Origin of the sequence: Aquabacterium fontiphilum (genome assembly GCF_009909205.1) — a bacterium.
In the GTDB taxonomy this organism is placed as follows: domain Bacteria; phylum Pseudomonadota; class Gammaproteobacteria; order Burkholderiales; family Burkholderiaceae_C; genus Aquabacterium; species Aquabacterium fontiphilum.
This window is the reverse complement of the sequence record NZ_JAAAPN010000005.1, coordinates 1-25,100: the sequence shown is the minus strand read 5'-3', so window position 1 is coordinate 25,100 and position 25,100 is coordinate 1. Positions and strand designations below refer to the sequence as shown.

Below are 25,100 nucleotides of genomic sequence, written 5' to 3'. Positions count from 1 at the left end.
TCCACCATGTTCACCAAGATCCTGATTGCGAACCGCGGAGAGATCGCCTGCCGGGTCGCAGCCACGGCCAAGCGCCTCGGCATCCGCACCGTTGCGGTCTACTCCGAGGCCGACGCCCACGCGCGCCACGTGCAGGCCTGCGACGAAGCCGTCTGCATCGGCCCCGCCAGCCCGCGCGAGAGCTACCTGCGCGCCGAGCGCATCCTGGAGGTCGCGAAGGCCACGGGGGCGCAGGCCGTGCACCCCGGCTATGGCTTCCTGTCCGAGAACGAGGGCTTCGCGCAAGCCTGCGTCGATGCCGGCATCGCCTTCATTGGCCCGCCGCCTTCGGCCATCGCAGCCATGGGCAGCAAGTCGGCCGCCAAGGCCCTGATGGCGCAGGCTGGCGTGCCCCTGGTGCCCGGCTATCACGGCGACCGGCAAGAGAGCGACTTCCTGCTGGCGCAGGCCGAGTCCATCGGCTTCCCGGTGCTGATCAAGGCCAGCGCAGGCGGCGGTGGCAAGGGCATGCGCATCGTGCGGCAGGCCGACGAATTCATCGCCGCGCTCGCCTCCTGTCAGCGCGAGGCGCAAGCCAGCTTTGGCGACCAGCACGTGCTGGTCGAGCGCTACGTCACCCAGCCCCGGCACGTCGAGATCCAGGTGTTTGCCGACGCGCACGGCCGCGTGATCCACCTGGGCGAGCGCGACTGCTCGGTGCAGCGCCGCCACCAGAAGGTGCTGGAAGAGGCCCCGGCCCCCGGCATGACGGCCGAGCTGCGCGCGCAGATGGGCGCCGCCGCCGTGGCCGCCGCCCGGAGCGTGGGCTACGTGGGCGCGGGCACGGTGGAGTTCATCTGCGAGCAAGCCGGCGGTGCGGGGTTGGGGGGCGCGGGCATCTCGGCCTTCTACTTCATGGAGATGAACACCCGCCTGCAGGTCGAGCACCCGGTGACCGAAGCCATCACCGGCCTGGACCTGGTCGAGTGGCAGCTGCGCGTGGCAGCGGGCGAGGCGCTGCCGCTCACCCAAGACCAGGTGCGCTTCAGCGGCCACGCCATCGAGGCCCGCATCTGCGCCGAGCAGCCCGAGGCCGGCTTCCTGCCCGCCATCGGCACCCTGCGCTCGCTGCGCACGCCCGAGGCCAGCACCTTTTGCGTCGCGCCGGTGCGCGTCGACAGCGGCGTGGCCGCGGGCGACGCCATCTCGCCGCATTACGACTCGATGATCGCCAAGCTGATCGTGCACGGCGCCGATCGGGCTCAGGCCCTCGCTCGCATGGACGCGGCCCTGGCCGAGTTGCAGGTCACCGGGCTGCATCACAACGTGGCCTTCCTGCGCAAGCTGGTACGCACGGATTCGTTCTCGCAGGCCCGGCTCGACACCGCGCTGATCGAGCGCGAGCAGGCTGCGCTGTTCCCGGCCACCGACGACCCGGCGCTCACCGAGGCCGCGCTGAGCGCCGCCAGCCTGCGCTGGTGGCAGGACCAGGCGGGTGGCGGCAACGCCCATGACCCGTGGTCACGCCGCGATGGCTGGGCCCTGCACGGCGCCCAGCGCCACGTGCTGCGCTGGCAGCGGGCCCACGCTCCGGCGGGCGCGACGCCCGAGGTGCACACCGTCACGCTGGCGCAAGACCGCGACGGCCTGCTCACGCTGCAGGGCCCCTTCGGCGAGGTGCCACTCGGCCGACTTCAGCCCGATGCCACCCTGCCCCATCGCGTGCGCACCGACGCAGGCTTTGACGCCCGCGTCGACCGCCACACCGACGGCGCCGACACCTTCGACGCCTTCACCGCGGCCGGCCACCTGGCCCTGCGCTGGCTCAACCCCTTGCAGCAGGCCGATGAAGGCCCCGCGTACACCGGTCAGGTCAGCGCGCCCATGCCCGGCAAGGTGGTGGCCCTGCTGGTCAACGCGGGCGACGCCGTCAAAGCCGGCCAGCCCGTGGTCGTGACCGAGGCCATGAAGATGGAACACACCCTGACCGCCCCGCGCGACGGCCGCGTGGCCGAGTTGCTGTGCCGCGTCGGCGATCAGGTGCCCGAAGGCGCCGAGCTGCTGCGCATCGAATCGGAGTGAAGACAAGACCATGAGCACCCTGCCCACCCACGTCACCCTCGTCGACGTCGGCCCCCGCGACGGCCTGCAAAACGAGGCCCAGCCCGTGCCCGCGGCCACCAAGATCGAGCTGGTGCACCGCCTGCAAGCAGCCGGCCTGCGCGAGATCGAGGTCACCAGCTTTGTCAGCCCCAAGTGGGTGCCGCAGATGGCCGACAACGCCGAGGTCATGGCGGGCCTCACACGTCAGGCGGGCGTCCGTTACAGCGTGCTCACGCCCAACATGAAGGGCTTTGAGGGCGCGCTGGCCGCCAAGGCCGATGAGGTGGTCATCTTCGCGGCCGCCAGCGAGGCCTTCAGCCAGCGCAACATCAACTGCACGATTGCCGAATCCATCGAGCGCTTTCGCCCTGTGGCCGAGGCCGCGCGCGCCCACGGCATGAAGGTGCGCGCTGCCGTGTCGTGCGCACTGGGCTGCCCCTACCAAGGCGGCGTGAGCATCGCGGCCGTCGACGACGTGGTGCAGCGCCTGCTCGACATTGGCAGCCACCACATCGGCATCGCCGACACCATCGGCGTGGGCACGGCCGGCCAGGTGCAGCGCGTGATGGAAGCCGCCATGAAACGCGTGCCCCTGGCCGAGCTCAGCGGCCACTTCCACGACACCTACGGCCAGGCGCTGACCAACATCCATGCGTGCCTTCAGCTGGGCGTGCACACGTTTGACGCCAGCGTGGCCGGCCTGGGCGGCTGTCCTTACGCCAAGGGCGCCACCGGCAACGTGGCCACCGAAGACGTGGTCTACCTGCTGCACGGGCTGGGCATCCACACCGGCATCGACCTGGACGCGCTGGTCGACGCGGGTGCCTTCATCTCGCAGACGCTGGGCCGGCCCACGGCCTCGCGCGTGGCCCGCGCCACCCTGGCCAAGCGCGCGCGCGCGGCCTGACCCCACCCACCGCAGCCTGATCACCGTTCGAAGACACCGAGGAGACCCACCATGACCCTGCCCGGCCTGAACCACCAGCTCGGCGACGACATCGAGGCCCTGCGCGACGCCGTGCGCGCCTTCGTCGACAAGGAGCTCGCACCCCGCGCCGCCGACATCGACCGCGACAACCTCTTCCCCGCGGACATGTGGAAGAAGCTGGGCGACCTGGGCTTGCATGGCCTCACGGTGTCGGAGGAATACGGCGGCACCAACCTGGGCTACCTGGCCCACATGGTGGCCATGGAAGAAGTCAGCCGCGGCAGCGCCTCGGTAGGCCTGAGCTACGGCGCGCACTCCAACCTGTGCGTCAACCAGATCCACCGCAACGGCACCGAGGCGCAAAAGCGCAAGTACCTGCCCAAGCTCATCAGCGGCGACTTCGTCGGGGCGCTCGCCATGAGCGAGCCCAACGCCGGCTCCGACGTGGTGAGCATGAAGCTGCGCGCTGACAAAAAGGGGGACCGCTACATCCTCAACGGCAGCAAGATGTGGATCACCAACGGCGGCGACGCCGACGTGCTTGTCGTCTACGCCAAGACCGAGCCCGAAGCTGGCGCCAAGGGCATGACCGCCTTCCTCATCGAAAAGGGCATGAAGGGCTTCAGCAAGGGCCAGCACCTCGACAAGCTGGGCATGCGCGGCTCCAACACCTTCCCCCTGTTCTTCGAGGACTGCGAGGTGCCGGCCGAGAACGTGCTGGGCGGCGAGGGCAACGGCGCCAAGGTGCTCATGAGTGGGCTGGACTACGAGCGCGCTGTGCTCTCGGGCGGCCCGCTGGGCATCATGCAATCCGTGATGGACCACGTGATCCCCTACATCCACGAGCGCAAGCAGTTCGGCCAGGCCATCGGCGAGTTCCAGCTGCTGCAAGGCAAGATCGCCGACATGTACACGGTGCAACAGGCGGCGCGCTCGTTCGCCTACACCGTGGCCAAGAACCTCGACGCGCTGGGCAGCCAGCACGCCCGCCATGTGCGCAAGGACTGTGCCGCCCTCATCCTCTGGACGGCCGAAAAAGCCACCTGGATGGCCGGCGAAGGCATCCAGATTTTCGGGGGCAACGGCTACATCAACGACTACCCCCTGGGCCGCCTCTGGCGTGACGCCAAACTGTATGAGATTGGCGCCGGCACCAGCGAAATCCGACGCATGCTGATCGGCCGAGAGCTGTTCAATGAGACGTCATGACGCACGGCCTGCCCTCTTGTCGCGTTGGCGGCCCTGATTCCGGGCCCTCACTGCCTACGATGCGATCCAGATCAAATCTGACCCATCCGGCAGAGACCGTTACGGAGACACGACATGAGCCAACAAGCCCTGCACAACGCCAAAGAGATGGTGGCCCGCGAGAAGCTGGAGTTCGGCATTGACGAAACCGCCCCGCGCTGGTGGTACGAGAACAATCCCTACAAGTCGCGCCTGATCGACGCCATCCAGGCCGCCTTTCCGGATGGCGAGCGCTACTTCATCTCCAGCGTACGCCCCTTCCGCGACCAGATCACCGACCCGGTGCTGAAGGAAGAGGTCAAGACCTTCATCCGCCAAGAGGGCCAGCACGGCATCGTGCACTCCCGCTACAACCAGCTGCTGCGCGACCGCGGGTTGGATGTGGACGCCATCACCGGCTTCATAAAGTGGATCGACAGCTTCCACACGAAGAACTTCTCCAAGGAATACAACCTGGCGCTGACCTGTGCATTCGAGCACTTCACCGCCATGCTCGCCGAAACCTTCTTCGAGAAGAAGGAAACCATGGCCGGCGCCGACCCCAACTTCCGCGCCATGCTCGCCTGGCATGCGGTCGAGGAGATGGAGCACAAGGCCGTGGCCTATGACGTGATGCAGAAAGTGGCCAAGGTCGGCTACTTCAAGCGCAACGCGGCCATGGTGCACGTCATCCTGTTCCTGACCTACCTGAGCCTGCGCTTTACCAACACCCTGCTCAAGGGCGACGGCTTCTCGTTCGGCCAGCGCATGTGGATGACGGTGAAGTGCCAGTGGTGGCTGTATGGCCCCAAGGGCATCATCTCCAGCCGCTTTGGCTCGCTGTTTTCTTACTTCAAGCCCGGCTTCCACCCCTGGCAGCAGGCCGCCATCCACAATTACGACGCCTGGCTGCAGACCTATGAGCGCACAGGTGACCCCATTGCCGCGGGCGACGCGCTGTACCGCGCGGCTTATTGAAAACGGCGTCGGGCAGACGCCACGCGCAAGCGCCCCTCGGGGCGCTTTTTTCATGCCTGCAGGTCGGCCTCGGCCATCCAGTTGCCATGGAAGCCCGCCGGAATGCGCACCGGGATGTGGACCACGGCCTGCGGCGGGCCGGTGAAGTCGTCCGCATTGAGCACGTGAAACTCAGCACACCCGCTCTGACGGTTGTGCACCAGGCCGACCAGCCAGCCGTCATCTTCCGCACCCGTGGGCTGGCGCGGCACGAACACGAACTCGCCGGGCACAGCGTGCGGCCCGAAACCGTGGACCACGGTGCTGCTCATCTGCAGGTCATGCCGGTACAGCGGCTGGCCCCCCGGTTGATCGGGCTGGAAGCCCACCGCATAGGCGTAGCGATAGGGCTCGCCCGTCAGGCGCTCGTCCAGGCGGGGAAACTCTTGCGGTGCATCGTGCAGCACGGTGCGCACCACCCGACCGCCGTCGGCCGGCAGCACCCAGCGCTCGAAGCGCGCGCCAGAATCCAGCTCCGGGCCGTGACGGGCACGGTCGAACATGCGCCGGTGGGCCACCACATCCAGCACCACGCTGCCATCCTCGCGCTCGAATGCGTTGCATGGGTGGAAGACAAAACAGGGATCGACATCGAACCAGCGGATGTCGCGCGCATCGCCCTCCTTGGGCAACAAGCCCACGCGGGCCGGATGACGCGGGTTCCACGCATACGGGAAGGGCGCACGACCCAGCAGGCGACGGAAGGAAAAGGTCACCGGCAGATCCAGGACCACCACGTAGCGGCGCGTGATCGCGCAGTCATGGATCATGGGGCCGTGCTGCACCGGGATGTCGACCACGCGATCGACCTGGCCTTGCGGCGACACCCGCACATACTGCACCTTGTGGCGCACCAGCGCGTTGTAGCAGATGGCATGCAGCGCGCCCGTGTGCGGGTCGCGATGCGGGTGGGCGCTGAAAGGCTGCTTGTGCGGACTGTCAAACGTGCCGTGGCGCACGCTCGCCAGCCGGGCGTCGAGCTGCACGGGCAGCATGCCGGCCTCGACCGAGGCCCACACGCGCCCTGCGTGCGCGTACACATTGGTGTTCACCACGTCGCCCACGCCGTGGCGTGGCCCCGGCAACACAGGGCGCCCCAGCGCCTTGTGAACCGAGTTGCTGCCGATGTAGCGGCTGCGGTACCACTGGGCCTGCCCTGCGTGCAGGCGAAGGCCGTGCACCATGCCGTCGCCGATGAACCAGTGGTAGCGCGACGGCTGAGGCTTGAGCGGATTGGGGCCGATGCGGGCATACAGGCCGCTGAGGTCAGGCGGCAATGCCCCCTCCACCCGCAGCGCCGTGGTTTCGGTTTCGCTGGCCACCGGCGCAAACACGTCATCCAGGAACGTGGGCATCGCAGGGCTTGCTGCGCGGGCGGTCGCCCAGGGCAGGGTCAGAGACATGGCAGGCTCCTTGGTCGGTCGACATGTTGACAGCGTGAACATGCGCATGACACCACGGAATGTGGACAATGTCAACGTCATGGCGATCCCCAGAACCGAGCGCAGCTATCACCACGGCGATTTGCGCAATGCCCTCATCGAAGCCGGCCTGGCCGCCCTGGCGACACAAGACGCGGCGGACTTGAGCATGCGCTCGCTGGCTCGTGCGTTGGGTGTCTCGGCCAACGCGGTGTACCGGCACTTCGCTGACAAGGATGCGCTGCTCAGCGCGCTGGCTGCCGAGGGGTTTCGACGCTTCGCGGCCGAGCAGGAGCAGGCCCAGAACGCTGCCGGCTGTGTCGACGCACCGGGTAACGAGCTGGCATCGGGCTTACGCTACGTGCAGTTCGCCCAACGCCACCCGGGCTTGTTCCGGCTGATGTTCGGCCGATTCCTGCATGCCAGCCAGGACCCCGAGTTGCAGGCCGCGGCGATGGGGGCGTTTCAGCAGTTGTTGGCACAGAGTCGCCCGGCAGGCAGCCGGGCTGACCCGCCTGATGAAGCCACGCTGATGCGGGCGCTGTCCAAGTGGAGTCTGGTGCACGGGCTGAGCCACCTGCTGCTGGAGGGGCAGTTAGGGCTGTTCGGCGCCCGGCCCGAGGCGCTGGTGCAGGCGGTGTTGATGGCGTCCGGTGTGGCGTCTGGTGTCGCGTCAGGCCCGCAGGCAGACGATCAGGCCCGAGGCAAGCCGCCGCGAAAGGTCAAGAGCTGACCCGGCTGCATCGGCACCCAGGCTTCGTTGACCGTCAATGGTTCGGTGGCAATCACGGCCACCCGGTCATCGGGCTGGGTCAGCTCGGCAAAGTTCACCGACATGTCCTGATCCTGCAGCCGCGCCTCGCCAAACGGGTGCTGACGCACCAGGTAGTGCAGCTTGGTGCTGCAGTGGGCCCACAAGGCATCGCCCTGACTGAGCATGAAGTTGAAGGTCCCGTGCGCCGCAATCGGCGGCACCAGCTCCTTGAGCGTCAGCGTGAGCTCGTCGAGATCGGGCATGCAGGCATGGGACTTGGCCAGCTCCTGCATCAGCCAGCAGAAGGCCCGCTCGCTGTCGGTGTCGCCCACTGGGCGAAAGCCGGCGTGAAGCTTGGGATGAAAGTCGACCAGGTTGCCGTTATGGGCAAACACCCAGTAGCGGCCCCATAGCTCGCGCACGAAAGGGTGGCAGTTCTCGAGCGCCACACGGCCCTGTGTGGCCTTGCGGATGTGGGCGATGACGTGACGGCTCTTGATCGGGTAACGCTTGACCAGCTCGGCCACGGGCGAGGCGCTGGCGGCCTGATGGTCGACAAACAGGCGCACACCCGGCCCCTCGAAGAAGGCGATGCCGAAGCCGTCCGCATGCTCGCAGGCGCGCGTGGCGAAACCGGAAAAGCTGAAGACGATGTCGGTCGGCGTGTGGCCGTTCATGCCCAGCAGCTGGCACATGGTGAGACTCCCGAAAACCGCATCGTATTACGGCACCGCTCTCCGTCAGAAGAACTCCACTCCGATCGCCCGCGCCCCCCTGGTGGCGTTGGCAGCCATGGCAGCCTCGCCCGCACGATCAGGCTGGGCCGCCTTGGTGCCCAGAGCCGCCTCGGCACGGGTCTGTGCGGGCGCCGTCGCTTGTAGTCGGAATCCGGATAACACCTCCGCCATGCGCTCGGCGTGCGCCTGCAGCTCGGCCGCAATGTGGGTGGAGCGCTGCGCCACGCAGATGTTCTGCTGCGTCACCGCGTCGAGTTCCTTGACCGATTGTGTGACCACGCCGATGCCCCCCGCGTGCTCGTGCGAATCTGCCGACAGCTGCTCGAACACCTCGCCGACCCGGCGCACGGCCACCACGATGTGTTCCATCGTGGCGCCTGTCTGTTCCACCTGGTTCACGCCGCCTTCGATCGTCTGAACCGAGGCGGTGATGAGCGATTTGATCTCCCGCGCCGCCTCGGACGAGCGCAGCGCGAGCTGCCGGACCTCCGCGGCCACCACGGCGAACCCGCGCCCCTGGTCGCCCGCCCGCGCAGCCTCCACGGCCGCGTTCAGGGCCAGGATGTTGGTCTGGAATGCAATGCCATCGATCACGCTGATGATGTCGGTGATCTGCCGCGCTGACTGGTTGATGCCGTGCATGGTCTGAACCACCTCGCGAACCTGCTCACCGCCCCGGTTGGCCAGCTCGGTGGCCTGCCCGGCGAGGCTGCGAGCCTCCTGGGAGGCCTGCGCGCTGGTTTGAACGATCAGGTTGATCTGCTCCAGGCACATGGCTGCGTCACGCAGTCCCGCGGCGGTCGAGTCCGTCCGTTGGCGCAGCTCGTCGCTGCCTGCGCGCAGCACATCTGATGCCTCCTTCACCCCATGAATAGACGAGCCCATTTCGTTGAGCACATCGGCCATGCGCTGCTGCACAAGCTTGAGGCGCCTGCCCACGCCGGAATCGGCGCGCAACACATCGAGATTCAGGCGAATCGGACCGTCCATGCCCATGGCACGAATCAGAAAGTCGACCTCGAATCGCTCGTTGTCCAGGCGCTGCTGCCGGTGGGTGACCCACGTCAGGTAGCCAGTCTGCCCCATCAGTGCAATCAACAGCGCCCAGCGCATGCGGTCGTCGGCCTGCACAGCCCACTCGACGCTGACTGCCGCCAGAAGCACGACGCCTGCAGTGAGCACCAGTCGCCACTGGCGGCATTGCGGCAGCAGCGACAGATTGACAAGGGCACTCAAGGCAACTTCAGGGCGGCCTTGAGCCGCGCGCATCTGCAAGACCACCAGCCCCACCACCATCAACGTCGTCAGCCAGCGCGCCCACGCCGCCTCGCGACACTGGCTGTACAGCACAGCGGAGAGCCCGACGGCGGCCACAGCGGCCGTCCACCACAGGCCTCCGGGGCTCAACGCGCGCTCCAGCCCGACGAGCAACAGGGCGTTGACACCCACCACAGCCAATAAGACGCGATCGATCTGGCGCGCGCGCGCCGAGGGCGGCAACGTGTCGGGTGCACTGGGTGACAAACTCATACGGCCTCCCATACCGCCACATCACCCGCAGGCTGCTTCGCGGCCATGCTGCGGCGCGTCGAAGGCAAGGGCGACGCGTCCGCATGCGCTCGCGGCACAGCCGATCCCATCGGATCCTTGTAGACAGGTGAGACAACGATCAGATCGTCGTCAATCGGGATCACATGAGCCATCTTGATGGACATTTGGAGGGTTTCCGGGTCACAGGATTCATACTCCACCCAGGGCTGGCCGGTTTCCGCAGCGCGCCACAGCGCCTCTTGCAGCAGATGGCCATCAGTGGACGTCAACATCGGGATGGGGTCCCCCGTGCGCCCCGGGTCGAGTGTCATGAAGCGGAAGTGGCCTTGGCGATCGACACCGAACACACACAGGTCTCGGTCGGTGAACGCGTTGCCTTCCGCGTGCAACACGGGCAGCGCCGCTTCGAGGCCCCGCTCTCGGATCAGGGCAGCAGCACGTTCGGCCAGCGCCTGCGCCTCGTCAGGGCTGCCCTGAGCCAGGCGAATGCCGCGCACGGCCTGCGCCAGGCTACTGGCACGGGCGATGAGCTGCTCGCTGGCCGCATACGAGCGGCTCACGGCCGCCGAGTTCTCTCGCGTGATGTTGTCGAGGCTGTCCAACGACTCGCTCATCTCGCTGAGGCTGGCGTTCTGCTGGGAAACCGTCTGCGCCACATCGGCTACCCCCGCGCCAATCTGCTCCAGACCCGCTGCCAGCTCGTCGAAAGCTGTGTGCATGGCGGCCATGTGTCGCACGCCGTCGCCCACCTGCAACGTGGATGCAGCAATGAGTTCGGAAATCTCACCGACAGCCTGCGCGCAGCGCGTCGCCAGCTGCCGTACTTGAGCCGCGACCACCGCAAAGCCGCTGCCGGCTTCACCAGCCCGCGCGGCTTCGACGGCCGCGTTCAACGCCAGCATGTTGGTCTGGAAGGCGATGTCCTCGATCAATCCGACAATCTCCGTCATGCGGCGGGCGCCCTGTTCGATGGCGTGCATGGTGCCGGTGGCCGCAGGCATCAAGGCCTGACCAGATTGTGCCGAGCTGCGCACGGTCTGGACGTGCGACATCAGCACCTGGGCCTGCCGGGCGCCTTCATCCGCCGCCACATGCACCTGACGCACGCGCTCGGCCAGCTCCTTGAGCCGTCCGGACTGCTGTTCTGTGCGCGTCGCCAGCGCCATCGTGCTTTCGCCCATGTCTTTGCCGGACATGGCAAGCAGCACGGCATTGCTGCGAATGCTGGCCACGATGCGAGACAGACGGTCGCCCACGGCCTGCAGGCCCCGCGCCACACCGGCCAGCTCGTCGTCACCCGCCACCGGGCGACGCCGCGTCAGATCGCCCTCCCCCATGTCGTCCATCGTGCGTGTGATCACCTTCATCGTGCCCATCAAGGCGGAATGCAGCGCGGTCACGAAGTAGCCCAGCACGGTCAGATTCAACGCCAGAACAAGCATGGACAGCGTGATGGCGCCCAACAGCGCGCGGCTGCGATGAAGCAGACGCTCGTCGAGCTGATCCAGCAGGCTGTCGTGCAGCGCAGCGCTGACGTGGTGCAGCCTCATGCCCTGCTCCAGCAAGGCCGCTTGGGATCCGGCGCGGAATAAAGCCTCCTGCACGTCCCCACGCACAGTGGCACGCACGGTCTCCCACGTGGACGGCACTCGCCCTCCCGCACGAGAGAGCGCCTCAAACTGAAAGTGAACCTCGGCGACCTGCTGCATGACCGCCTCTCCTCGTGCCGCCAGCGCAGGATCCACCTCGTCGCCCCGCACCACTGCGTGCCAGGCCTGAACACGCCACTGCGATGCCAGCTCCAGCAACATGGGCAGTCGATCAAGCGCCAGGCTCATGAGAAAGTAGCTCGACGCCTCAGGATCCAGCAAGAGCGTGGAGGACTCCCCCACAAGCAGCCCCGCTTGTCGCAACGCAGCAAGCGACTCAGCGTGCAACCGCTGCACCTGCAGCTGATCCGCCGTGGCCGGAAGTGCACCGACCATCGCATTCAGCGACGCTTCCCGATTCGGCCAGGCACGTGCACGATACGGATCCGGCAACGCAGACAAAACGACCGAGAGCTGTTGCGCCGTCTCGCGCATCGCCCGTCGGTGATCGGCCAGCGTCGATGCCTGGCTTGAATCGCCGTTCGCGGCCAGCAAAAGATCACGGTGGATCTTCACCTCCCTTGCCATGTGCAACACCACGCGGGCGGCGTCCACACCGGCGCGCTCCTGCGCAGTGCGCTGCCACTGATCCAACAGCACTGCTGCACCGTGCATGGCGATGATGAGCGTGGTCAGGAAGGCGAGCACGCTGAGCGTCATGAACTTTGTTGACAGGCGCCAATGCCGCATCAGTCGCATGCCAGGTGCCAGCACGCGACGAAGTAGCGCACGAGACGACGTCATCCTTGTTCCTTCACACGTTCGCCTGCCGCAGCCAATAGCCACCCGGGCAGATCGTCCAGCGACACGACCTCTTGCGCACCGCCCTGCCGAACGGCCTCCTTTGGCATGCCATACACCACACAGCTCGCCTCGTCCTGCGCCGCCGTGCGGCCGCCAGCCTCACGCATCTCGCGCAAGCCACGCGCACCGTCATCGCCCATGCCGGTCATGACCACGCCGATGGCATTTCGCCCCGCGCAGGCTGCCACCGACTTGAAAAGCACGTCCACACAGGGCCGGTGGTGGTTGACCAAGGGTCCGTCGAACACCTCGACCACGTACTGGGCGCCGCTGCGCTTGAGCCGCATGTGACGCCCGCCTGGCGCAAACAAAACGCGTCCGTTGATCACGCGGTCGCCATCCTTTGCCTCCAGCACTTCCAGCGCGCACAGGCCGTTGAGACGCGCAGCCAGGCTCGCAGTGAAGTTGGGCGGCATGTGCTGCACGATCACCATGCCTGGCGCTGTACGCGGCAGTCGCGTGAGCACCGACTCGATCGTCTGCACGCCTCCAGTTGAGATGCCCACCGCGACGACACGGTCAGTCGTCTCGGTCATCGCGCCTGAAGCCACAGGCGCTGCCTGAACCTGCAGCGGACGCGGTGCCGCGCCACCAGGCAGGGTGCGTCGCAAGGCGTTCAGGTTGGCCCGCGCGGCAGCCTTCACCGCCGCCACGATGCCATTGCTGCCATCCTCGAGAAAACTGCGCAGCCCCAGCTTGGGCTTGGTGATGAAGCCGACTGCCCCGGCTGCGAGGGCCTGCATCGTCGTTTGCCCACCCTTCTCGGTCAGCGTCGAGCACATGACAACCGGCGTCGGACGCTCGGCCATGATCTGCTTGAGGAAGGTGATGCCATCCATCCGGGGCATCTCCACATCCAGCACCAGCACGTCGGGCCATTGCACCTTCATACGCTGCATGGCGAACACAGGATCGGCGGCCGCCCCGATCACCTCGATGCCCCCCGCTGTCAGCAGTTCGGTGAGATGCTTGCGAACAATGGCCGAGTCATCGACCAGCATGACCTTGATGGCGCTCATGACGCCCCCCTTCCCGCAACGGGCGGGCCGCGCCTGAGCACGACGCTGCCGCAATAGAGATCCAGCGAGATGCTGCGGGGATCGTTGCCCCCGACGTCCACGGCCTGCAGCTGAAAGCCGTTGCGGTCGATCAGTTCCCAGGCCTTCTCGACATTGCGCTCACCGATGTTGAACTTGATGCGCGCCTGGTCGGGCATGGTGTCGGCCCCGCCATAGAGCTGGGCCTCGTACTCGGAGGGCACTGTGCCGGTCTTGTCGATCTCACGAAGCAAGAGGTGCACAGCCTCTTCGCCAAAGCGACCATCGAAGGCATGGGCCGCGCCCCTGGCCCTGGCCGGCAAAAGAAAATGACACATGCCGCCCATGCGGCGCGTCGGGTGCCACAAGGTAATGGCCACACACGAGCCGAGCAAGGTCTTGATGACTGCGCTCTGCCGGCCGAAGTACCACTGCCCGGGCAACAGGAACACGCGCTCCCGCACATGCGGACGCGGTATCTGGCGGGCGGGAGAGTCAAGCTCGAGCATAGATGGCGGGGCGCACAGCCGTCAGGCCGACCTGCAGGTTGCTGAGCGACTCGGAGTGACCAGTGAACAAGTAACCACCCGGCTTGATGAGGGCGCTCACGCGCTGCACGATCTCGCGCTTGGCCGGTGGATCAAAGTAGATCAGCACGTTGCGCAGAAACACGACATCGAACTGCCCGATCTCTGGCAAAGGCTGCATCAGGTTCCCAGACAGAAAGCGCACGTGCTCGCGCAACGCGCGCGACACCAGCAGTTGGCCCTCATAAGGGCCCTGCCCCTTGAGACAGAACCGGCGAAGGTAGTCTTTGGGCATCTGGCGGGCCCGCTCCAAGGGATAGAGGGCTCGGCGCGCGGCATCCACCATGGCGGTCGACAGATCCGTACCCACCACCTCCCATCCCTGCAAGCCCAGGTGATCGGCCAGCAGCATCGCAATGCTGTAGGCCTCCTCGCCGGAAGAACTTGCAGCGCTCCAGATACGAAGATTCCGACCGGCAGGCCGGCTGCCCAACCATTCCGACAGGAAATCGAAATGTTGTGGCTCGCGGAAGAAGTAGGTTTCGTTGGTGGTCAGGCGGTCTACCACCTTGATGAGCTCTTCGCGATCGCCGCTGCCACGCACCACCCCAGCCACGTAGTCATCCAGGCTGGCATAGCCCTTCTCCGTGGCCAGCTTCTGCAACCGCCCGATCACCAGCTGGCGCTTGCTGGGCGCCAGACGAATGCCCGAAACTCGGTGGAACATGTCAACCACCGCATCGAACGCAGGCTCGGACAATCGCATGCAGCGCTCCGTCAATGCGTCAGATGGGCAGCCATCAGGCTGGCCAGCGCTTCGCGCGAGAGCACACGGTCCAGATCGAGCACCGGAACCAGTGTGTCGCGTACCTTGGCCATGCCAGCCAGGAACTCGCGTGCGATCCGGGTACCCAGCAACGGCGGCGGATCGATGTCGTCGTCGGCAATCTCCAGCACCTCCGACACACCGTCGACCAGCACGCCGACCACCAGCGCGCCGTCCGGGTCACCTCGGGCAACCTCGACGATGACGATGCTGCTGCGGCGAGCGATCGTGGCGACTTGCCCGAAACACCTTGCCTGCAGGTCGATCACCGGCACCACTGCACCGCGCAGGTTCATGACACCCGTCACGAAGTCCGGCGTGAGCGGAAGAGGCGTCAGACGCCCCACCTCCAGGATCTCGCGCACCGCATCGATCGGCACGGCGTAGGTGTCACGGGCCACCGTCAGGCACAGGTGCTGACGTGGGGCCATGCCCGATGTGCCATCGTCCGGGCTGACGTGCCCCTGCAGTGCAGGGGATGTGGCCACCATGGTGCTCATGCTGCGCCACCCCGATCAAAAATGAGCGAAATGCGACTCGTCCACTTCGCCGTTGGGCAGCGGCTGTGCCATGGCGGTGGTCTGCCGATGCGGCATGCCGCGCGGCGTGGGGCGAGCCGCAGCGGCTGCAGCACGGGCTGGCGCTGTGCGCGGTGCCGCAGGCCGAGTCGATGCGTTCATGGCCGATCCTGCCTGGTTGCGGTCGTCATCCTTGAGCTGGAAGTACGCCATCAGCCCCTGCAACTGGGTCGCCTGAGCAGACAGTTCTTCCGACGTGGCGGACAGCTCCTCGGCAGCCGATGCGTTCTGCTGCGTCACGCTGTTGAGGTGTTCCATCGCACCGTTGATCTGCACGACGCCATCAGATTGCTCGCCCGAGGCCGCTGCAATCTCCTGAACCAGCTCGCTGGTCTTGTGGATAGAAGGCACCATCTGCTTGAGCACATGGCCGGCCTTCTCGGCCAGCACCACGCTCGAGCTGGCGACCTGTCCAATCTCCTGAGCCGCCACCTGGCTGCGCTCGGCCAGCTTGCGCACCTCGGCCGCCACGACGGCAAAGCCACGGCCATGCTCGCCGGCACGCGCCGCCTCAATGGCCGCATTCAGCGCCAACAGGTTGGTCTGATAAGCGATGTCATCGATGATCGAAATCTTCTGGGCGATCGACTGCATGGCTTCGACCGTACGGTTGACGGCCTCACCGCCCTCCATGGCCTCTTGCGCTGCCTTGGTCGCCATGCCATCCGTCACATTGGCGTTGTCGGCATTCTGGCGCACCGAGGCGGCCATCTCCTGCAGCGATGCGGTCGTCTGCTCAACGCTGGCTGCCTGCGAAGCCGCAGCCTGCGACAACGATTGCGAGGTGTCGGACACCTGGGCTGCGGCGGAGGTCAACTGCTCGGCCGCCACACGCACTTCGACAATCGTCTTGCTGACGGTGTCGATCAGGTCGTTGAACTTGCCGCCCATCATCTGGAAGAAAGGCTCCTTGCCTTCCAGTTCCATGCGGCGCGAGAAGTCACCCTGTGTGGCGCCATCCACCAGTGCCGAGATCTCCGCCTCGGCCGCCACTTCGGCGGTGCGATCCTTCCACTCGACCACCGTGCCCAGACGGCGGCCCTGCTCATCGGTGATCGGGTTGGCCGTCAGCGAGAAGTGCAGGATGCCCACTCGAATCTGTGCCTTGTGCTCGCCTTGCAGCGCCCCCAGCAGGTTGCGCTGGTGGGCGGGGTTCTTGTGGAACATGTCGAAGTTGGCGCCCACCACGCGGCTGGCGTCGAACTGCGGCAGCGACTTGCGCAACTCGTATTCGTTGCGGCGCAGCATGGCCACCACCGACTCATTGGCGTAGACGATGTTGCCATCTGCGTCAGCAATCATCACATTGGTCGAGCAACTGTCCAGCGCCTGCTTGACGCGGGCGTTCTCAGCGGCAAGCTTCGCTTCGCGCTCCTGCGCTGCCAACTCGGCCGTCATGTCCTTCCACTCCACCACAATGCCCAGGCGTTTGCCATCGTCGTTGCGGATGGGGTTGAGGATGAGGTCGAACTTGCGGCCGCCAACGTTCAGGCGTGTCTTGTGCTCGCCATGCAGCCGATCGAGCACACCGCGTTGGTGTGCCGGGCTCTTGTGGAAGACATCGATGTTCGAGCCCAGTACCTTGGCCGCCTCGAACTGCGGCAGGTCCTTGCGGATATCGGACTCGGCAGAGCGCAGCATGGCTGCCAGCGAGTCATTCATGTAGACAATGTTGTAGTCGGCATCAGCCACCATCATGTTGGTGGCCGCCACGTCCAGCGCCTGTCGGATGCGGCTGGCGGCATCGGCGCGCTTGCGGGTGTCAGCAAACTCGAAGCCCAGCCGGGTCTGCACACGCTTGAGTGCCAACAGCATGCCCGCCAGTTCGTCATGGCCCTTGGCCGCGACAACGCCGTCGAAACTGCCCTGGCCATAACGTTCCAGATGGGATTCGGCTGCCCGCAGGCTGCCGCCCACGCGACGCGCCAACTGCATGCCGGCCGTGACCGTCAGCAGGCCGGCCACAGCCGGCCAGGCCAGCCACGCGCCGCCGCCTTCGAGTGCCGCCACGGCACTGCCCACCGCCGTCAGCGCGGCCAGCCCGCCCAAGCCGGCAAACTTCGCAGGAATCGACATGCGCGACCACACCGGACCCAGCACGTTGGCTCGCGCCGCCAAACCGAGGCGAACCCCCTGCCCTTCGACGATGCGCCAGCCGTCAGCCCGGCCTTCACGGAAACGGCGGTACAGCGTCTCGGCCGCCTCGACCTGCTCGCGCGAAGCACGTGTGCGAACGGACATGTAGCCCACCACCGAGTTGCCTTCGCGAAGCGGTGTCGCGTTGGCCACCACCCAGTAATGGTCACCACTCTTGCGCCGATTCTTGACCATGCCCGTCCAGGGGCGTCCGGCCTGCAGCGTACGCCACATGTCGGCGAAGGCCTCCTCTGGCATGTCGGGATGGCGCAGGATGTTATGGGGTTGGCCAATCAGCTCCGACTCGGTGTAGCCACTGGCCACGATGAAGTCGTCGTTGACGTAGGTGATGCGCCCCTTGAGATCGGTGCGCGACACAATGGTCGCCCCGTCGGGGAGCACATATTCCTGCTGGGTAACGGGAAGGTTGGTGCGCATGGTGGTGTCCCTGAGAGAAGAGGCTCAGCTGGCCGTTGGAAGGGAAGGAGAGATGTCGCCGGCGCCCGCCAGCGGCCTGGGGTTGTGCCCGGCACGACCGGGGCGCGTGGCCTCGACCGCGTAACTGACCAGCGCGGGCACATCGACCACCAGCGCGACATCGCCCGAGCCCAGGATCGTGGACCCGGCAATGGCGCGCAGATGGCGAAAGAGGCTGCTCAGCGGTTTGATGACGGTCTGGTGCTCGCCATGCAGGCGGTCCACGATCAGGCCCACGGTGGTCTGCGCGTCGCGCACCACCACCAGGCTGCGCCGCCCGCAAGCGGCCGGCTTGACCTTGTGCAGCAAGGCCACGTCGAAGTAAGGCAAAACCTCGCCACGCAGATTGAAGTAACCCACCCCAGCCTGCGGATTGGCCCTGCACTCCGGCGGCACATCGATGCACTCGGCCACGATCTCCATGGGCAGCACATAGTAGGTTCCGCCCACGCTTGTGAGGAAGCCGTCGATGATGGCCAGTGTCAAGGGCAGACGGATCTGGGTGGTCGTGCCGCGCCCCCATTCGCTGACAAGCTGCATCTGCCCCCGCAGCGATTCGATGCTGCGCTTGACCACGTCCATGCCTACGCCCCGGCCCGAGATGTCGGTGACCTGATCGGCGGTCGAGAAGCCTGGCGCGCAGATGAGCTGGTCGACCTCGTGGTCGCTGAGCACCTGATCCGCTGTCACCAGACCACGCTCACGTGCCTTGCGCAGGATGCGTTCGCGGTTCAGCCCGCGACCATCATCGCTGACCTCGATCACCACCTGTCCGCCCTCATGGTAGGCGTGCAGCGCCAGCGTACCCCGTTCGGCCTTGCCGGCAGCCCGTCGCTCCTCGGTCGATTCGAGCCCATGATCCAGACTGTTGCGCACCAGGTGCATCAGCGGATCGGCGATCACCTCGACCATCGACTTGTCGAGCTCCGTGTCGGCCCCGGTGATCTGCAGCTCCACCTGCTTGCCCAGCGTTTTGCTGACATCGCGCACCACCCGATGGAAACGCGCGAAAGTCTCACCAATCGGGACCATGCGCAAGGCCAGGGCGCCATCACGCGCCGATTCGACCAGCGACTGAATGCGCTGGGCCGCCTCGGCAAAAGACGCAGAGCCCTCCTGATGGGCGACCAGCAAGGCACCGGAGCTGGCGATGACGAGTTCCCCTACCAAGTCGATCAGGTGATCAAGCTTGTCGGCCTGAACCCGCACGAATCGGGTCTCCTCGCCTCGGCGGTCGGGCTGCCCCTTGCGCCGGTCGCCTTGCGCCCCTCGCCGCTCCACCGGCTGCGCCACGGCCGCCTCGGCCGTCACAGCAGCCACCAGCGCGCCCGCTTCATCCGACCGGGTCTCGCTCACCTGTGCCGGCAGGCCGGCTGATGGCGCCTCGATCTCCAGCTCGCAGTCATCGACCGCAAACTCGAAGATCGCCTCGATGCTCGCGCGATCACCCGCGGTCTCGTAGGCCAACTCGAAGCCCATGAAGCACGACTCCGGGTCCAGATCCTCCAGCAGCGGCATGGCCTCGGTCAGCGGGCGCACCCAAACGATGCGCCCCTGCCCATTCATGTAACGCAGGAAAGACAAGGGATCCAGACCGCTGCGCAAAGCGTCCTGCCCGAAGCGGGCACGCACCCGCCACACGCCCGCACCCTCGCCACCGTTGGCCGCCTCGGCCACTGCGGGCATGGCGGCATGCCGTTCGACACCACCGCCCGACGCCCCACCGAGCAAGGCCACGATGTTGGCCGACAGCGCCTGGCTCTGGGCCGCCAGATCGGGGTCCCCTTCCGGTGAGGCCACGTCGTCCAGCAAGGCCTCCATCTGGTCGCGCCCCTGCAGCAGCAGCGCCATGGCTTCGTCGTTGAGCGCGAACGCGCCAGAACGCAGCTCTTCCAGCAGCGTTTCCACGTTATGGGTGAACGCGACGACCCGCTCGCAGCCAAACAGGCCTGCCGTTCCTTTGATGGTGTGGGCCGCCCGGAAGGCACAGTTCAGCGCCTCGGCGTCGTCCGGTGCGTCGTCGAGCGTCAGCAGCGCCGCCTCGAACTGCCGCAGCATGTCGCGGGCCTCATCGAGAAAGCCCTCACGGGCGGCCGCAAGGATTTCGTCGTCACTGGGATGGCTGTTGCTCACGGCTGTCACTCCTGGTGAACCGGATGCAGGTTGGCATCCAGTCCGTAAGCGGCCAACGCATCCCGCACGCAGGGCGATGTCGCAATCAGATGGAGTTCACGGCCTTGCCGCAGCAGTGACTGGCGTGCCGCCACCAGCAGTTGCAGACCCGCACTGTCGACCTCGGTGATGCCACTGGCATCCAGCGTCGAGGCGCCAGCCTGGATGGCTGACAACAGCCCACGGTGGTGCTCAACGATCTGGTGAATGGTCCACTCGCCTGACAGGTGCTCGATGGTGTCACTCATGCCGGCCTCCCTCTTGCCTTGTTGTGTCCGGCTCAGGCCGCGCAGAGCTTGGCCACCGCATCCACCAGCTGCGACGGCTGGAAGGGCTTGGTCACCCAGGCACGCACGCCTGCGGCGCGGCCCTCGGCCTTCTTGGCTTCCTGCGACTCGGTGGTCAGCATGATCACCGGCGTGAACTTGTAGTTCGTCGTCTTCAGATGGCGCACGAACGTCAGCCCGTCCATGCGCGGCATGTTCACGTCGCAGACGATCAGGTTGATCTTGCGGCCATCGAGCTTGGCGCAGGCATCCTGCCCGTCCACGGCTTCCACAACCTCATAGCTGGCTTTCTGCAAGGCCATCTTGACAACCTGGCGGAAGCTGCCCGAGTCGTCCACGATCAGAATGGTTTTGGCCATGTGTCTCACCTCAGAAAAATTCGACGGCGGTTTCGCGCTGAATGGCGGTGTTGCCGTGGTGTTCGGAGCGCTGCTCCTCCATCGTGTAGCTGGCGTCCAGACGCTCGAGCCACCCGTCGATCTGGGCCGGCCCCAGATCACCTTGTTGTGCCATCCAGTCATGCATGCGTGACATGTCATCCGTCACGCAGTTCAGCATCTGACTCAAGCGGTCCTGAGACTGGAAGTTCATCAGCACCCGCTCTACCTCGTCCTGTACCGCGACGCCAGCGGCCTGCAACTCGCGCGAGGTGCGGCTGAGTTGCGTCAAGTCGCCCAGCAGCTCGCTGACCACCACCCGCGCGGCGGCCTCGGCGTCGGCCTGCAGCGCATCATCGCCACTGTCCATCGCCGCATGGCGCACTCGCAGCGCGGCCAGCTCATCTTCCACGGCGGTGGTACGCGACATCATGGTCTGGGCCACCTGCCCGGACTGCGTGGCCAGTTGTTGAACCTCACTGGCCACCACAGCGAAACCGCTGCCCCGCTCGCCGGCGCGACTGGCCTCGACCGACGCGTTGAGCGCCACCATCGTGGTGCGGCGCGCCAACTGCTTGATCTGCATTGCGGCCTGGCGAAGCTCGCCCATGGCCGCGCCGATCTCGTGCATGCGCTGAAGCACCTCGTCACGCGTGCGCAATGTCTCACGCATCGGCGCCAGCATGGCCTGGACCGCACCATCGTGATTGCGCAGCAACTCATCGACGGACTGACTACGCGAAAGGCCTGACTGGCCCTGCGTCACACGCACGGCCTCGTCCAGGCGCTCTGAAATGCTGCCAAAGGACGCCAACAAGCCGCCCATGCTGTCTTCAGAGTGGCGGCGCGCGTTATCAATGTGTCGCTGCCAGACGGGCAGCACCTCCTGCACCAGCGGGGCAGATGACGCCGAAGAAGGGGCACAAGCCTGCGGCGACAGCCGTGCCGCCCACAGCACCAGCGCGGCGCACAGGCCGCCACACAGCGCCGCATCCAGCCATCCATGCAGGCCCAGATCGTGTAGCAACCACCCCGCCACCGCACCTGCCACGGCGGCCAAGACCACCACCGTCCGCACGGATGGCCTTTCGATCGCAGCAGTTGAAGAGGCAGATGGCGACATGGACAAGTACGTGAAGGGCAAGAACAACTGCACATCGATCGAAAGATCGGTACTGCCATTTCGACCGAATCGAAACGGATATTGACCCCGGCAGCGGCGGGGGTAAGTGCGATAAGGCAAGCAAAATCGGACACTTTTCACGTCTGCCGCGAGTACTTGATGCGCCTCAAGCCTGGAACCCGAGCTGCGCTCAAGTGAAAAGAGACTGCACCGATATGGGACGACAAGACCTCGACCCGACCGATCTCATGTCCTATCCCGCGTGGCTCCGGATGCGCACATCGCGCCACACCCCTGACGGGCCCGCTGGCCGCATCTGGCAGGCCCTGCGGGATTACTTTCGCTATCACGGCGCGCTCGCACCCGCCGTCCGCCTGATGCGCCAGTTGCGGTTCCGGTACAAGGTGCTGCTGGTGGCGGCTGCGTTCGGCGTGCCGGCGGCCCACGTGGTGACGCTGCAGGTGGTGCAGCAATGGCAGGACTGGCGCGCGACCCAGCACCATGTGGACGCTGCGGTCTTCCTTCAGGCCAGCCACAGGCTGGCCGCCGCCTTGACCCCCACCCACCCGCCCGGGGAACCACGCAGCCCCGCACACACCCAGCTCGAACGGGGCTTTGCCGCCCTGTCCGCAGTGGAGGACCGGCTGGGCGAGCACCTTGGGACCCGTAAAGACTGGCCGGCCTTCAACGCCATCATGGTTCGTTTGCATGGCGCACACGGTACCGATCACGACACCACCAGTCTGGTGGCGCTGACGCAGCTCCAGACCCTGCGTGAGCGCATGGCCATTCACACCCGGATCGACCATGTCGGAGCCGACGACCTGCATCGCATCGCCGAAAACGCCAGCCACGCACTTCCCTTGAGCCAGCTGGCGCTCAGCCAGCTGGTCCACGCCCTGGATCAGCCAGCGCACCCGACCGCGTCAGCGTCACACGCCATGCTCGTGGCGGCCGCCACGCAACTGAAAGCGGCCTCCGCTCAGATCCAGCACGCGCAGGACACGTCGACCACCACGCTGGCTTGCCTGCGCGCGGCCACCACCTTCCATCACAACGCCGCCGCGCTTCACGAGGCCGTGTGGGCAAGCGCACTGCAAGGGCCCCCCCCCGGGGACGCGCCGGCCCTGAGCGCCCGAAGCCGGACCTTGCTGACGCAGCTCAACGAGACGCAATCGAGCTGCCTCGCAGACCTCACGACGGCGCTGGAGTCGGTTCAGGCAGCTCAGCGCCACGCCTTTCTGGGCCTGTGCGTAATCGTGCTGCTCGGTGCGGGCGCTGGCCTGTATGCGACGCTGGCGTTCTCGCGCGTCATGCAAGGCGGCATGCAGCTGCTGCAATCCGAAGTCGGGCGCATGGCCCGCGGTGACCTCAGCGGCAAGGCCATGCCACACGGCGATGACGAGATCGCCCACACCCTGCTGGGCCTGCGCGACTCGCTGCGCCGCCTCGCCGAGCTGTTCACCGTGGTGCGGCGTGGCGTCTCGTCGGTGTCTCATGCCTCGGGCGACATCTCTCAGGCAAGCGCGACTCTGGCCGACGAGATCCAACGCGCCGGTGTGGCCATGCACGAACTGCACGATGGCGTCAAAGCCACCGTGGCCCATCTCGATCACCACCAGCACCATGTCGTGCAGGCGGTCGAGCGCGCTCGCGACGTCACGCACGACGCCCAGCGCAGCCGACGCGCCATGGGGCACCTGGCCGACGTCATGAGCCAGCTCCAACACCGGGGCCATGAAATCGGCAAGATCGTCAGCATCATCGATGGCATCGCCTTCCAGACCAACCTGCTGGCCCTCAACGCCTCGGTGGAGGCCGCCAAGGCCGGCACAGCGGGCAAGGGCTTCGCCGTGGTGGCAAGCGAGGTGCGCAACCTGGCATTGCGGGTGGGGGACGCCGCCCAGCAGATCAACGCGGTCGTGGGGCGCTCGACCCACGAGATTCGAGAAGGTCTGGCCACGGCCCAGGCCACCCTGGACGCCGTGCACGCCACCCAGCGCCATGCCGACGCCCTCGGCGAGTTGATGAGCCAGCTTGCCGCCGTTACCCTGGCTGGCCAGGAGACGGCAGAGCGCATGAACCGCACACTGGAAGATGTGGTGCGCAACGACGACCGCACCGGCCGACTGGTGGAGCAGGTCAGCGAAGCTGCGCACGAACTGCGCCACCAGAGCCTGAAACTGGCCGAACAGGCCTCGAAGTTCCGCCTGGGGTGATCCCTTCCCCCCTCTCGGTGCACGCCTCGGAGGGGGTGGCGGGCAGGCCACTTGAAGCGATAATGAGCCGCGCTAACACACGTTCGCTCATTTCAACCAACCTCATCGTTTCAGGAACTGGCCATGGCCTCCGTCAACAAAGTCATCCTCATCGGCAACCTCGGTCGCGACCCCGAAGTGCGCTACACGCCCAACGGCGCGGCTGTCTGCAATGTGTCCGTGGCCACCACCCGCAACTGGAAAGACAAGTCCTCGGGCGACAAGGTCGAGGAAACGGAATGGCACCGCGTCGTGTTTTATGACCGCCTGGCCGAAATCGCCGGTGAGTACTTGAAGAAGGGCCGTCCCGTCTATGTCGAGGGCCGCCTGAAGACCCGCAAGTGGCAGGACAAGGACGGCAAGGATACCTACACCACCGAGATCGTCGCCGAGCAGATGCAACTGCTGGGCGGCCGTGAAGGTGGCGGCGGTGGTGGCAGCTACGGCGGCGCGCCCGCCGGCGGCGACGACTTTGACGCCCCGGCCGCACCCGCTCGCCAGGCCGCTCGCCCGGCTGCCGCGCCGCGTCCGGCCCCGGCACCCGCGCCGAAGTCGTCAACCGGGTTTGACGACATGGATGACGACATCCCCTTCTAGGATTTACCTTTGCCTAGATGGTAAACAAGAGGCCCTAAGTGCTTGTCACTTGGGGCTTTTTTCTTGTTGACGTGGTTCTTGGGGTTTGGGGTGATCTCCGGGCTACAAGCTACTTTTCAAGACATGTAAACAAACCGACCCTCACAGCGTCAACTGGACAACCAGCTACGGGGCTCAGCGTTCAGGACGAAAGGGCTTTCGCTCCTACGCTCATGCGCTGTGTCGAATCCAAGATCTAGCTATAGAAGCGTGACCGCTCGAAGTGGGTGCACAGGCATCAAATCGCACCCGTCTGGCTTGAGCCAACGAACACCCATCGAACACGGGACTGGGCAAATCATCGGGTCCCCCCGCTAAGCGGATGGGTTAACCTTTGTATCAGCCCAATCACAAAACGTACTCAGCCAAGCTGACCTGCTCGGCTTTTTCACGCCAATCATTCCTGGAAGACGGCGGGTTGTGGAAGGGACAGATACTGCAGTTTGAACTCGTGAGGCGTCAAGTAGCCCAGGCTGCTGTGAGGCCGCACGGCGTT

The 25,100-nt window shown here is 66.1% G+C and carries 20 protein-coding genes; 7 read left to right on the top strand and 13 right to left on the bottom strand.

Features of this window, described 5'->3' with window-relative positions:
* Positions 1 to 6 precede the first annotated feature (6 nt).
* The 4 genes from GTZ97_RS06980 (at position 7) to GTZ97_RS06965 (ending at position 5,215) form a co-directional block, all read left to right on the top strand.
* Positions 7 to 2,061 (top strand): acetyl/propionyl/methylcrotonyl-CoA carboxylase subunit alpha, encoded by a 2,055-nt coding sequence (locus tag GTZ97_RS06980; protein ID WP_161649873.1) that lies wholly within the window; start codon positions 7 to 9, stop codon positions 2,059 to 2,061.
* 10 nt (positions 2,062 to 2,071) lie between these two features.
* Positions 2,072 to 2,989 carry a hydroxymethylglutaryl-CoA lyase gene (locus GTZ97_RS06975; protein ID WP_161649872.1) on the top strand — a complete coding sequence of 306 codons (918 nt, stop codon included), beginning with the start codon at positions 2,072 to 2,074 and terminating at the stop codon, positions 2,987 to 2,989.
* A 51-nt stretch (positions 2,990 to 3,040) separates the two neighbouring features.
* Entirely contained in the window at positions 3,041 to 4,219 is a 1,179-nt protein-coding gene (locus GTZ97_RS06970) for an isovaleryl-CoA dehydrogenase (RefSeq protein ID WP_161649871.1), read from the top strand.
* 114 nt (positions 4,220 to 4,333) lie between these two features.
* Positions 4,334 to 5,215, top strand: coding sequence for a metal-dependent hydrolase (locus GTZ97_RS06965; protein ID WP_161649870.1), 882 nt, complete (start codon positions 4,334 to 4,336; stop codon positions 5,213 to 5,215).
* A gap of 50 nt (positions 5,216 to 5,265) precedes the next feature.
* On the opposite strand, the gene GTZ97_RS06960 is transcribed toward GTZ97_RS06965, so the two are convergent.
* Positions 5,266 to 6,657, bottom strand: a complete 1,392-nt coding sequence (locus GTZ97_RS06960; RefSeq protein WP_161649869.1) for a carotenoid oxygenase family protein — start codon at positions 6,655 to 6,657, stop codon at positions 5,266 to 5,268.
* A gap of 79 nt (positions 6,658 to 6,736) precedes the next feature.
* On the opposite strand from GTZ97_RS06960, the gene GTZ97_RS06955 reads away from it, so the two are divergent.
* Positions 6,737 to 7,408, top strand: coding sequence for a TetR/AcrR family transcriptional regulator (locus GTZ97_RS06955; protein WP_201748195.1), 672 nt, complete (start codon positions 6,737 to 6,739; stop codon positions 7,406 to 7,408).
* On the opposite strand, the gene GTZ97_RS06950 is transcribed toward GTZ97_RS06955, so the two are convergent.
* The 12 genes from GTZ97_RS06950 to GTZ97_RS06895 are packed head-to-tail and all read right to left on the bottom strand — an operon-like array spanning position 7,369 to position 21,710.
* Positions 7,369 to 8,124 carry a class II glutamine amidotransferase gene (locus tag GTZ97_RS06950; protein ID WP_161649867.1) on the bottom strand — a complete coding sequence of 252 codons (756 nt, stop codon included), beginning with the start codon at positions 8,122 to 8,124 and terminating at the stop codon, positions 7,369 to 7,371. The genes GTZ97_RS06955 and GTZ97_RS06950 overlap by 40 nt on opposite strands.
* 45 nt (positions 8,125 to 8,169) lie before the next feature.
* Positions 8,170 to 9,696 (bottom strand): methyl-accepting chemotaxis protein, encoded by a 1,527-nt coding sequence (locus GTZ97_RS06945; protein ID WP_161649866.1) that lies wholly within the window; start codon positions 9,694 to 9,696, stop codon positions 8,170 to 8,172.
* Complete coding sequence (locus GTZ97_RS06940; protein ID WP_161649865.1) at positions 9,693 to 12,110, bottom strand: methyl-accepting chemotaxis protein; 2,418 nt, start codon at positions 12,108 to 12,110, stop codon at positions 9,693 to 9,695. The genes GTZ97_RS06945 and GTZ97_RS06940 overlap by 4 nt, the downstream gene beginning before the upstream one ends.
* On the bottom strand, positions 12,107 to 13,189 hold the full coding sequence (locus GTZ97_RS06935; RefSeq protein ID WP_161649864.1) for a protein-glutamate methylesterase/protein-glutamine glutaminase: 1,083 nt from the start codon (positions 13,187 to 13,189) through the stop codon (positions 12,107 to 12,109). The genes GTZ97_RS06940 and GTZ97_RS06935 overlap by 4 nt, the downstream gene beginning before the upstream one ends.
* Positions 13,186 to 13,659 carry a chemotaxis protein CheD gene (locus GTZ97_RS06930; protein WP_330863569.1) on the bottom strand — a complete coding sequence of 158 codons (474 nt, stop codon included), beginning with the start codon at positions 13,657 to 13,659 and terminating at the stop codon, positions 13,186 to 13,188. Before GTZ97_RS06930 ends, GTZ97_RS06935 begins: the two co-directional genes overlap by 4 nt.
* A gap of 43 nt (positions 13,660 to 13,702) precedes the next feature.
* Complete coding sequence (locus GTZ97_RS06925) at positions 13,703 to 14,500, bottom strand: CheR family methyltransferase (RefSeq protein WP_161649862.1); 798 nt, start codon at positions 14,498 to 14,500, stop codon at positions 13,703 to 13,705.
* 11 nt (positions 14,501 to 14,511) lie between these two features.
* Positions 14,512 to 15,060, bottom strand: coding sequence for a chemotaxis protein CheW (locus GTZ97_RS06920; protein ID WP_236651069.1), 549 nt, complete (start codon positions 15,058 to 15,060; stop codon positions 14,512 to 14,514).
* A gap of 15 nt (positions 15,061 to 15,075) precedes the next feature.
* The gene (locus tag GTZ97_RS17100) at positions 15,076 to 17,712 is read right to left on the bottom strand and encodes a methyl-accepting chemotaxis protein (RefSeq protein WP_161649861.1); all 2,637 of its coding nucleotides are present in this window, start codon (positions 17,710 to 17,712) and stop codon (positions 15,076 to 15,078) included.
* Positions 17,713 to 17,736: 24 nt separating this feature from the next.
* On the bottom strand, positions 17,737 to 19,884 hold the full coding sequence (locus tag GTZ97_RS06910) for a chemotaxis protein CheA (protein ID WP_330863568.1): 2,148 nt from the start codon (positions 19,882 to 19,884) through the stop codon (positions 17,737 to 17,739).
* Between the two features lie 5 nt (positions 19,885 to 19,889).
* Complete coding sequence (locus GTZ97_RS06905; RefSeq protein WP_161649860.1) at positions 19,890 to 20,171, bottom strand: STAS domain-containing protein; 282 nt, start codon at positions 20,169 to 20,171, stop codon at positions 19,890 to 19,892.
* 32 nt (positions 20,172 to 20,203) lie between these two features.
* Positions 20,204 to 20,569, bottom strand: a complete 366-nt coding sequence (locus tag GTZ97_RS06900) for a response regulator (RefSeq protein WP_161649859.1) — start codon at positions 20,567 to 20,569, stop codon at positions 20,204 to 20,206.
* 10 nt (positions 20,570 to 20,579) lie between these two features.
* Positions 20,580 to 21,710 carry a methyl-accepting chemotaxis protein gene (locus GTZ97_RS06895; protein ID WP_161649858.1) on the bottom strand — a complete coding sequence of 377 codons (1,131 nt, stop codon included), beginning with the start codon at positions 21,708 to 21,710 and terminating at the stop codon, positions 20,580 to 20,582.
* Positions 21,711 to 21,925: 215 nt separating this feature from the next.
* On the opposite strand from GTZ97_RS06895, the gene GTZ97_RS06890 reads away from it, so the two are divergent.
* Positions 21,926 to 23,929, top strand: coding sequence for a methyl-accepting chemotaxis protein (locus GTZ97_RS06890; protein ID WP_161649857.1), 2,004 nt, complete (start codon positions 21,926 to 21,928; stop codon positions 23,927 to 23,929).
* Positions 23,930 to 24,052: 123 nt separating this feature from the next.
* Positions 24,053 to 24,565, top strand: coding sequence for a single-stranded DNA-binding protein (gene ssb / locus GTZ97_RS06885; protein WP_161649856.1), 513 nt, complete (start codon positions 24,053 to 24,055; stop codon positions 24,563 to 24,565).
* Positions 24,566 to 25,100 lie beyond the last annotated feature (535 nt).

Excerpts from the sequence above, each read along its gene's own strand:
- GTZ97_RS06905 (WP_161649860.1), bottom strand. The coding sequence starts at position 20,171 with ATGAGTGACACCATCGAGCACCTGTCAGGCGAGTGGACCATTCACCAG.
- GTZ97_RS06945 (WP_161649866.1), bottom strand. The coding sequence starts at position 9,696 with ATGAGTTTGTCACCCAGTGCACCCGACACGTTGCCGCCCTCGGCGCGC.
- GTZ97_RS06895 (WP_161649858.1), bottom strand. The coding sequence starts at position 21,710 with ATGTCGCCATCTGCCTCTTCAACTGCTGCGATCGAAAGGCCATCCGTG.
- GTZ97_RS06950 (WP_161649867.1), bottom strand. The coding sequence starts at position 8,124 with ATGTGCCAGCTGCTGGGCATGAACGGCCACACGCCGACCGACATCGTC.
- GTZ97_RS06925 (WP_161649862.1), bottom strand. The coding sequence starts at position 14,500 with ATGCGATTGTCCGAGCCTGCGTTCGATGCGGTGGTTGACATGTTCCAC.
- GTZ97_RS06955 (WP_201748195.1), top strand. The coding sequence starts at position 6,737 with ATGGCGATCCCCAGAACCGAGCGCAGCTATCACCACGGCGATTTGCGC.
- GTZ97_RS06975 (WP_161649872.1), top strand. The coding sequence starts at position 2,072 with ATGAGCACCCTGCCCACCCACGTCACCCTCGTCGACGTCGGCCCCCGC.
- GTZ97_RS06980 (WP_161649873.1), top strand. The coding sequence starts at position 7 with ATGTTCACCAAGATCCTGATTGCGAACCGCGGAGAGATCGCCTGCCGG.
- GTZ97_RS06970 (WP_161649871.1), top strand. The coding sequence starts at position 3,041 with ATGACCCTGCCCGGCCTGAACCACCAGCTCGGCGACGACATCGAGGCC.
- ssb (WP_161649856.1), top strand. The coding sequence starts at position 24,053 with ATGGCCTCCGTCAACAAAGTCATCCTCATCGGCAACCTCGGTCGCGAC.
- GTZ97_RS06960 (WP_161649869.1), bottom strand. The coding sequence starts at position 6,657 with ATGTCTCTGACCCTGCCCTGGGCGACCGCCCGCGCAGCAAGCCCTGCG.
- GTZ97_RS17100 (WP_161649861.1), bottom strand. The coding sequence starts at position 17,712 with ATGCGCACCAACCTTCCCGTTACCCAGCAGGAATATGTGCTCCCCGAC.
- GTZ97_RS06935 (WP_161649864.1), bottom strand. The coding sequence starts at position 13,189 with ATGAGCGCCATCAAGGTCATGCTGGTCGATGACTCGGCCATTGTTCGC.
- GTZ97_RS06965 (WP_161649870.1), top strand. The coding sequence starts at position 4,334 with ATGAGCCAACAAGCCCTGCACAACGCCAAAGAGATGGTGGCCCGCGAG.
- GTZ97_RS06940 (WP_161649865.1), bottom strand. The coding sequence starts at position 12,110 with ATGACGTCGTCTCGTGCGCTACTTCGTCGCGTGCTGGCACCTGGCATG.
- GTZ97_RS06920 (WP_236651069.1), bottom strand. The coding sequence starts at position 15,060 with ATGAGCACCATGGTGGCCACATCCCCTGCACTGCAGGGGCACGTCAGC.
- GTZ97_RS06890 (WP_161649857.1), top strand. The coding sequence starts at position 21,926 with ATGGGACGACAAGACCTCGACCCGACCGATCTCATGTCCTATCCCGCG.
- GTZ97_RS06900 (WP_161649859.1), bottom strand. The coding sequence starts at position 20,569 with ATGGCCAAAACCATTCTGATCGTGGACGACTCGGGCAGCTTCCGCCAG.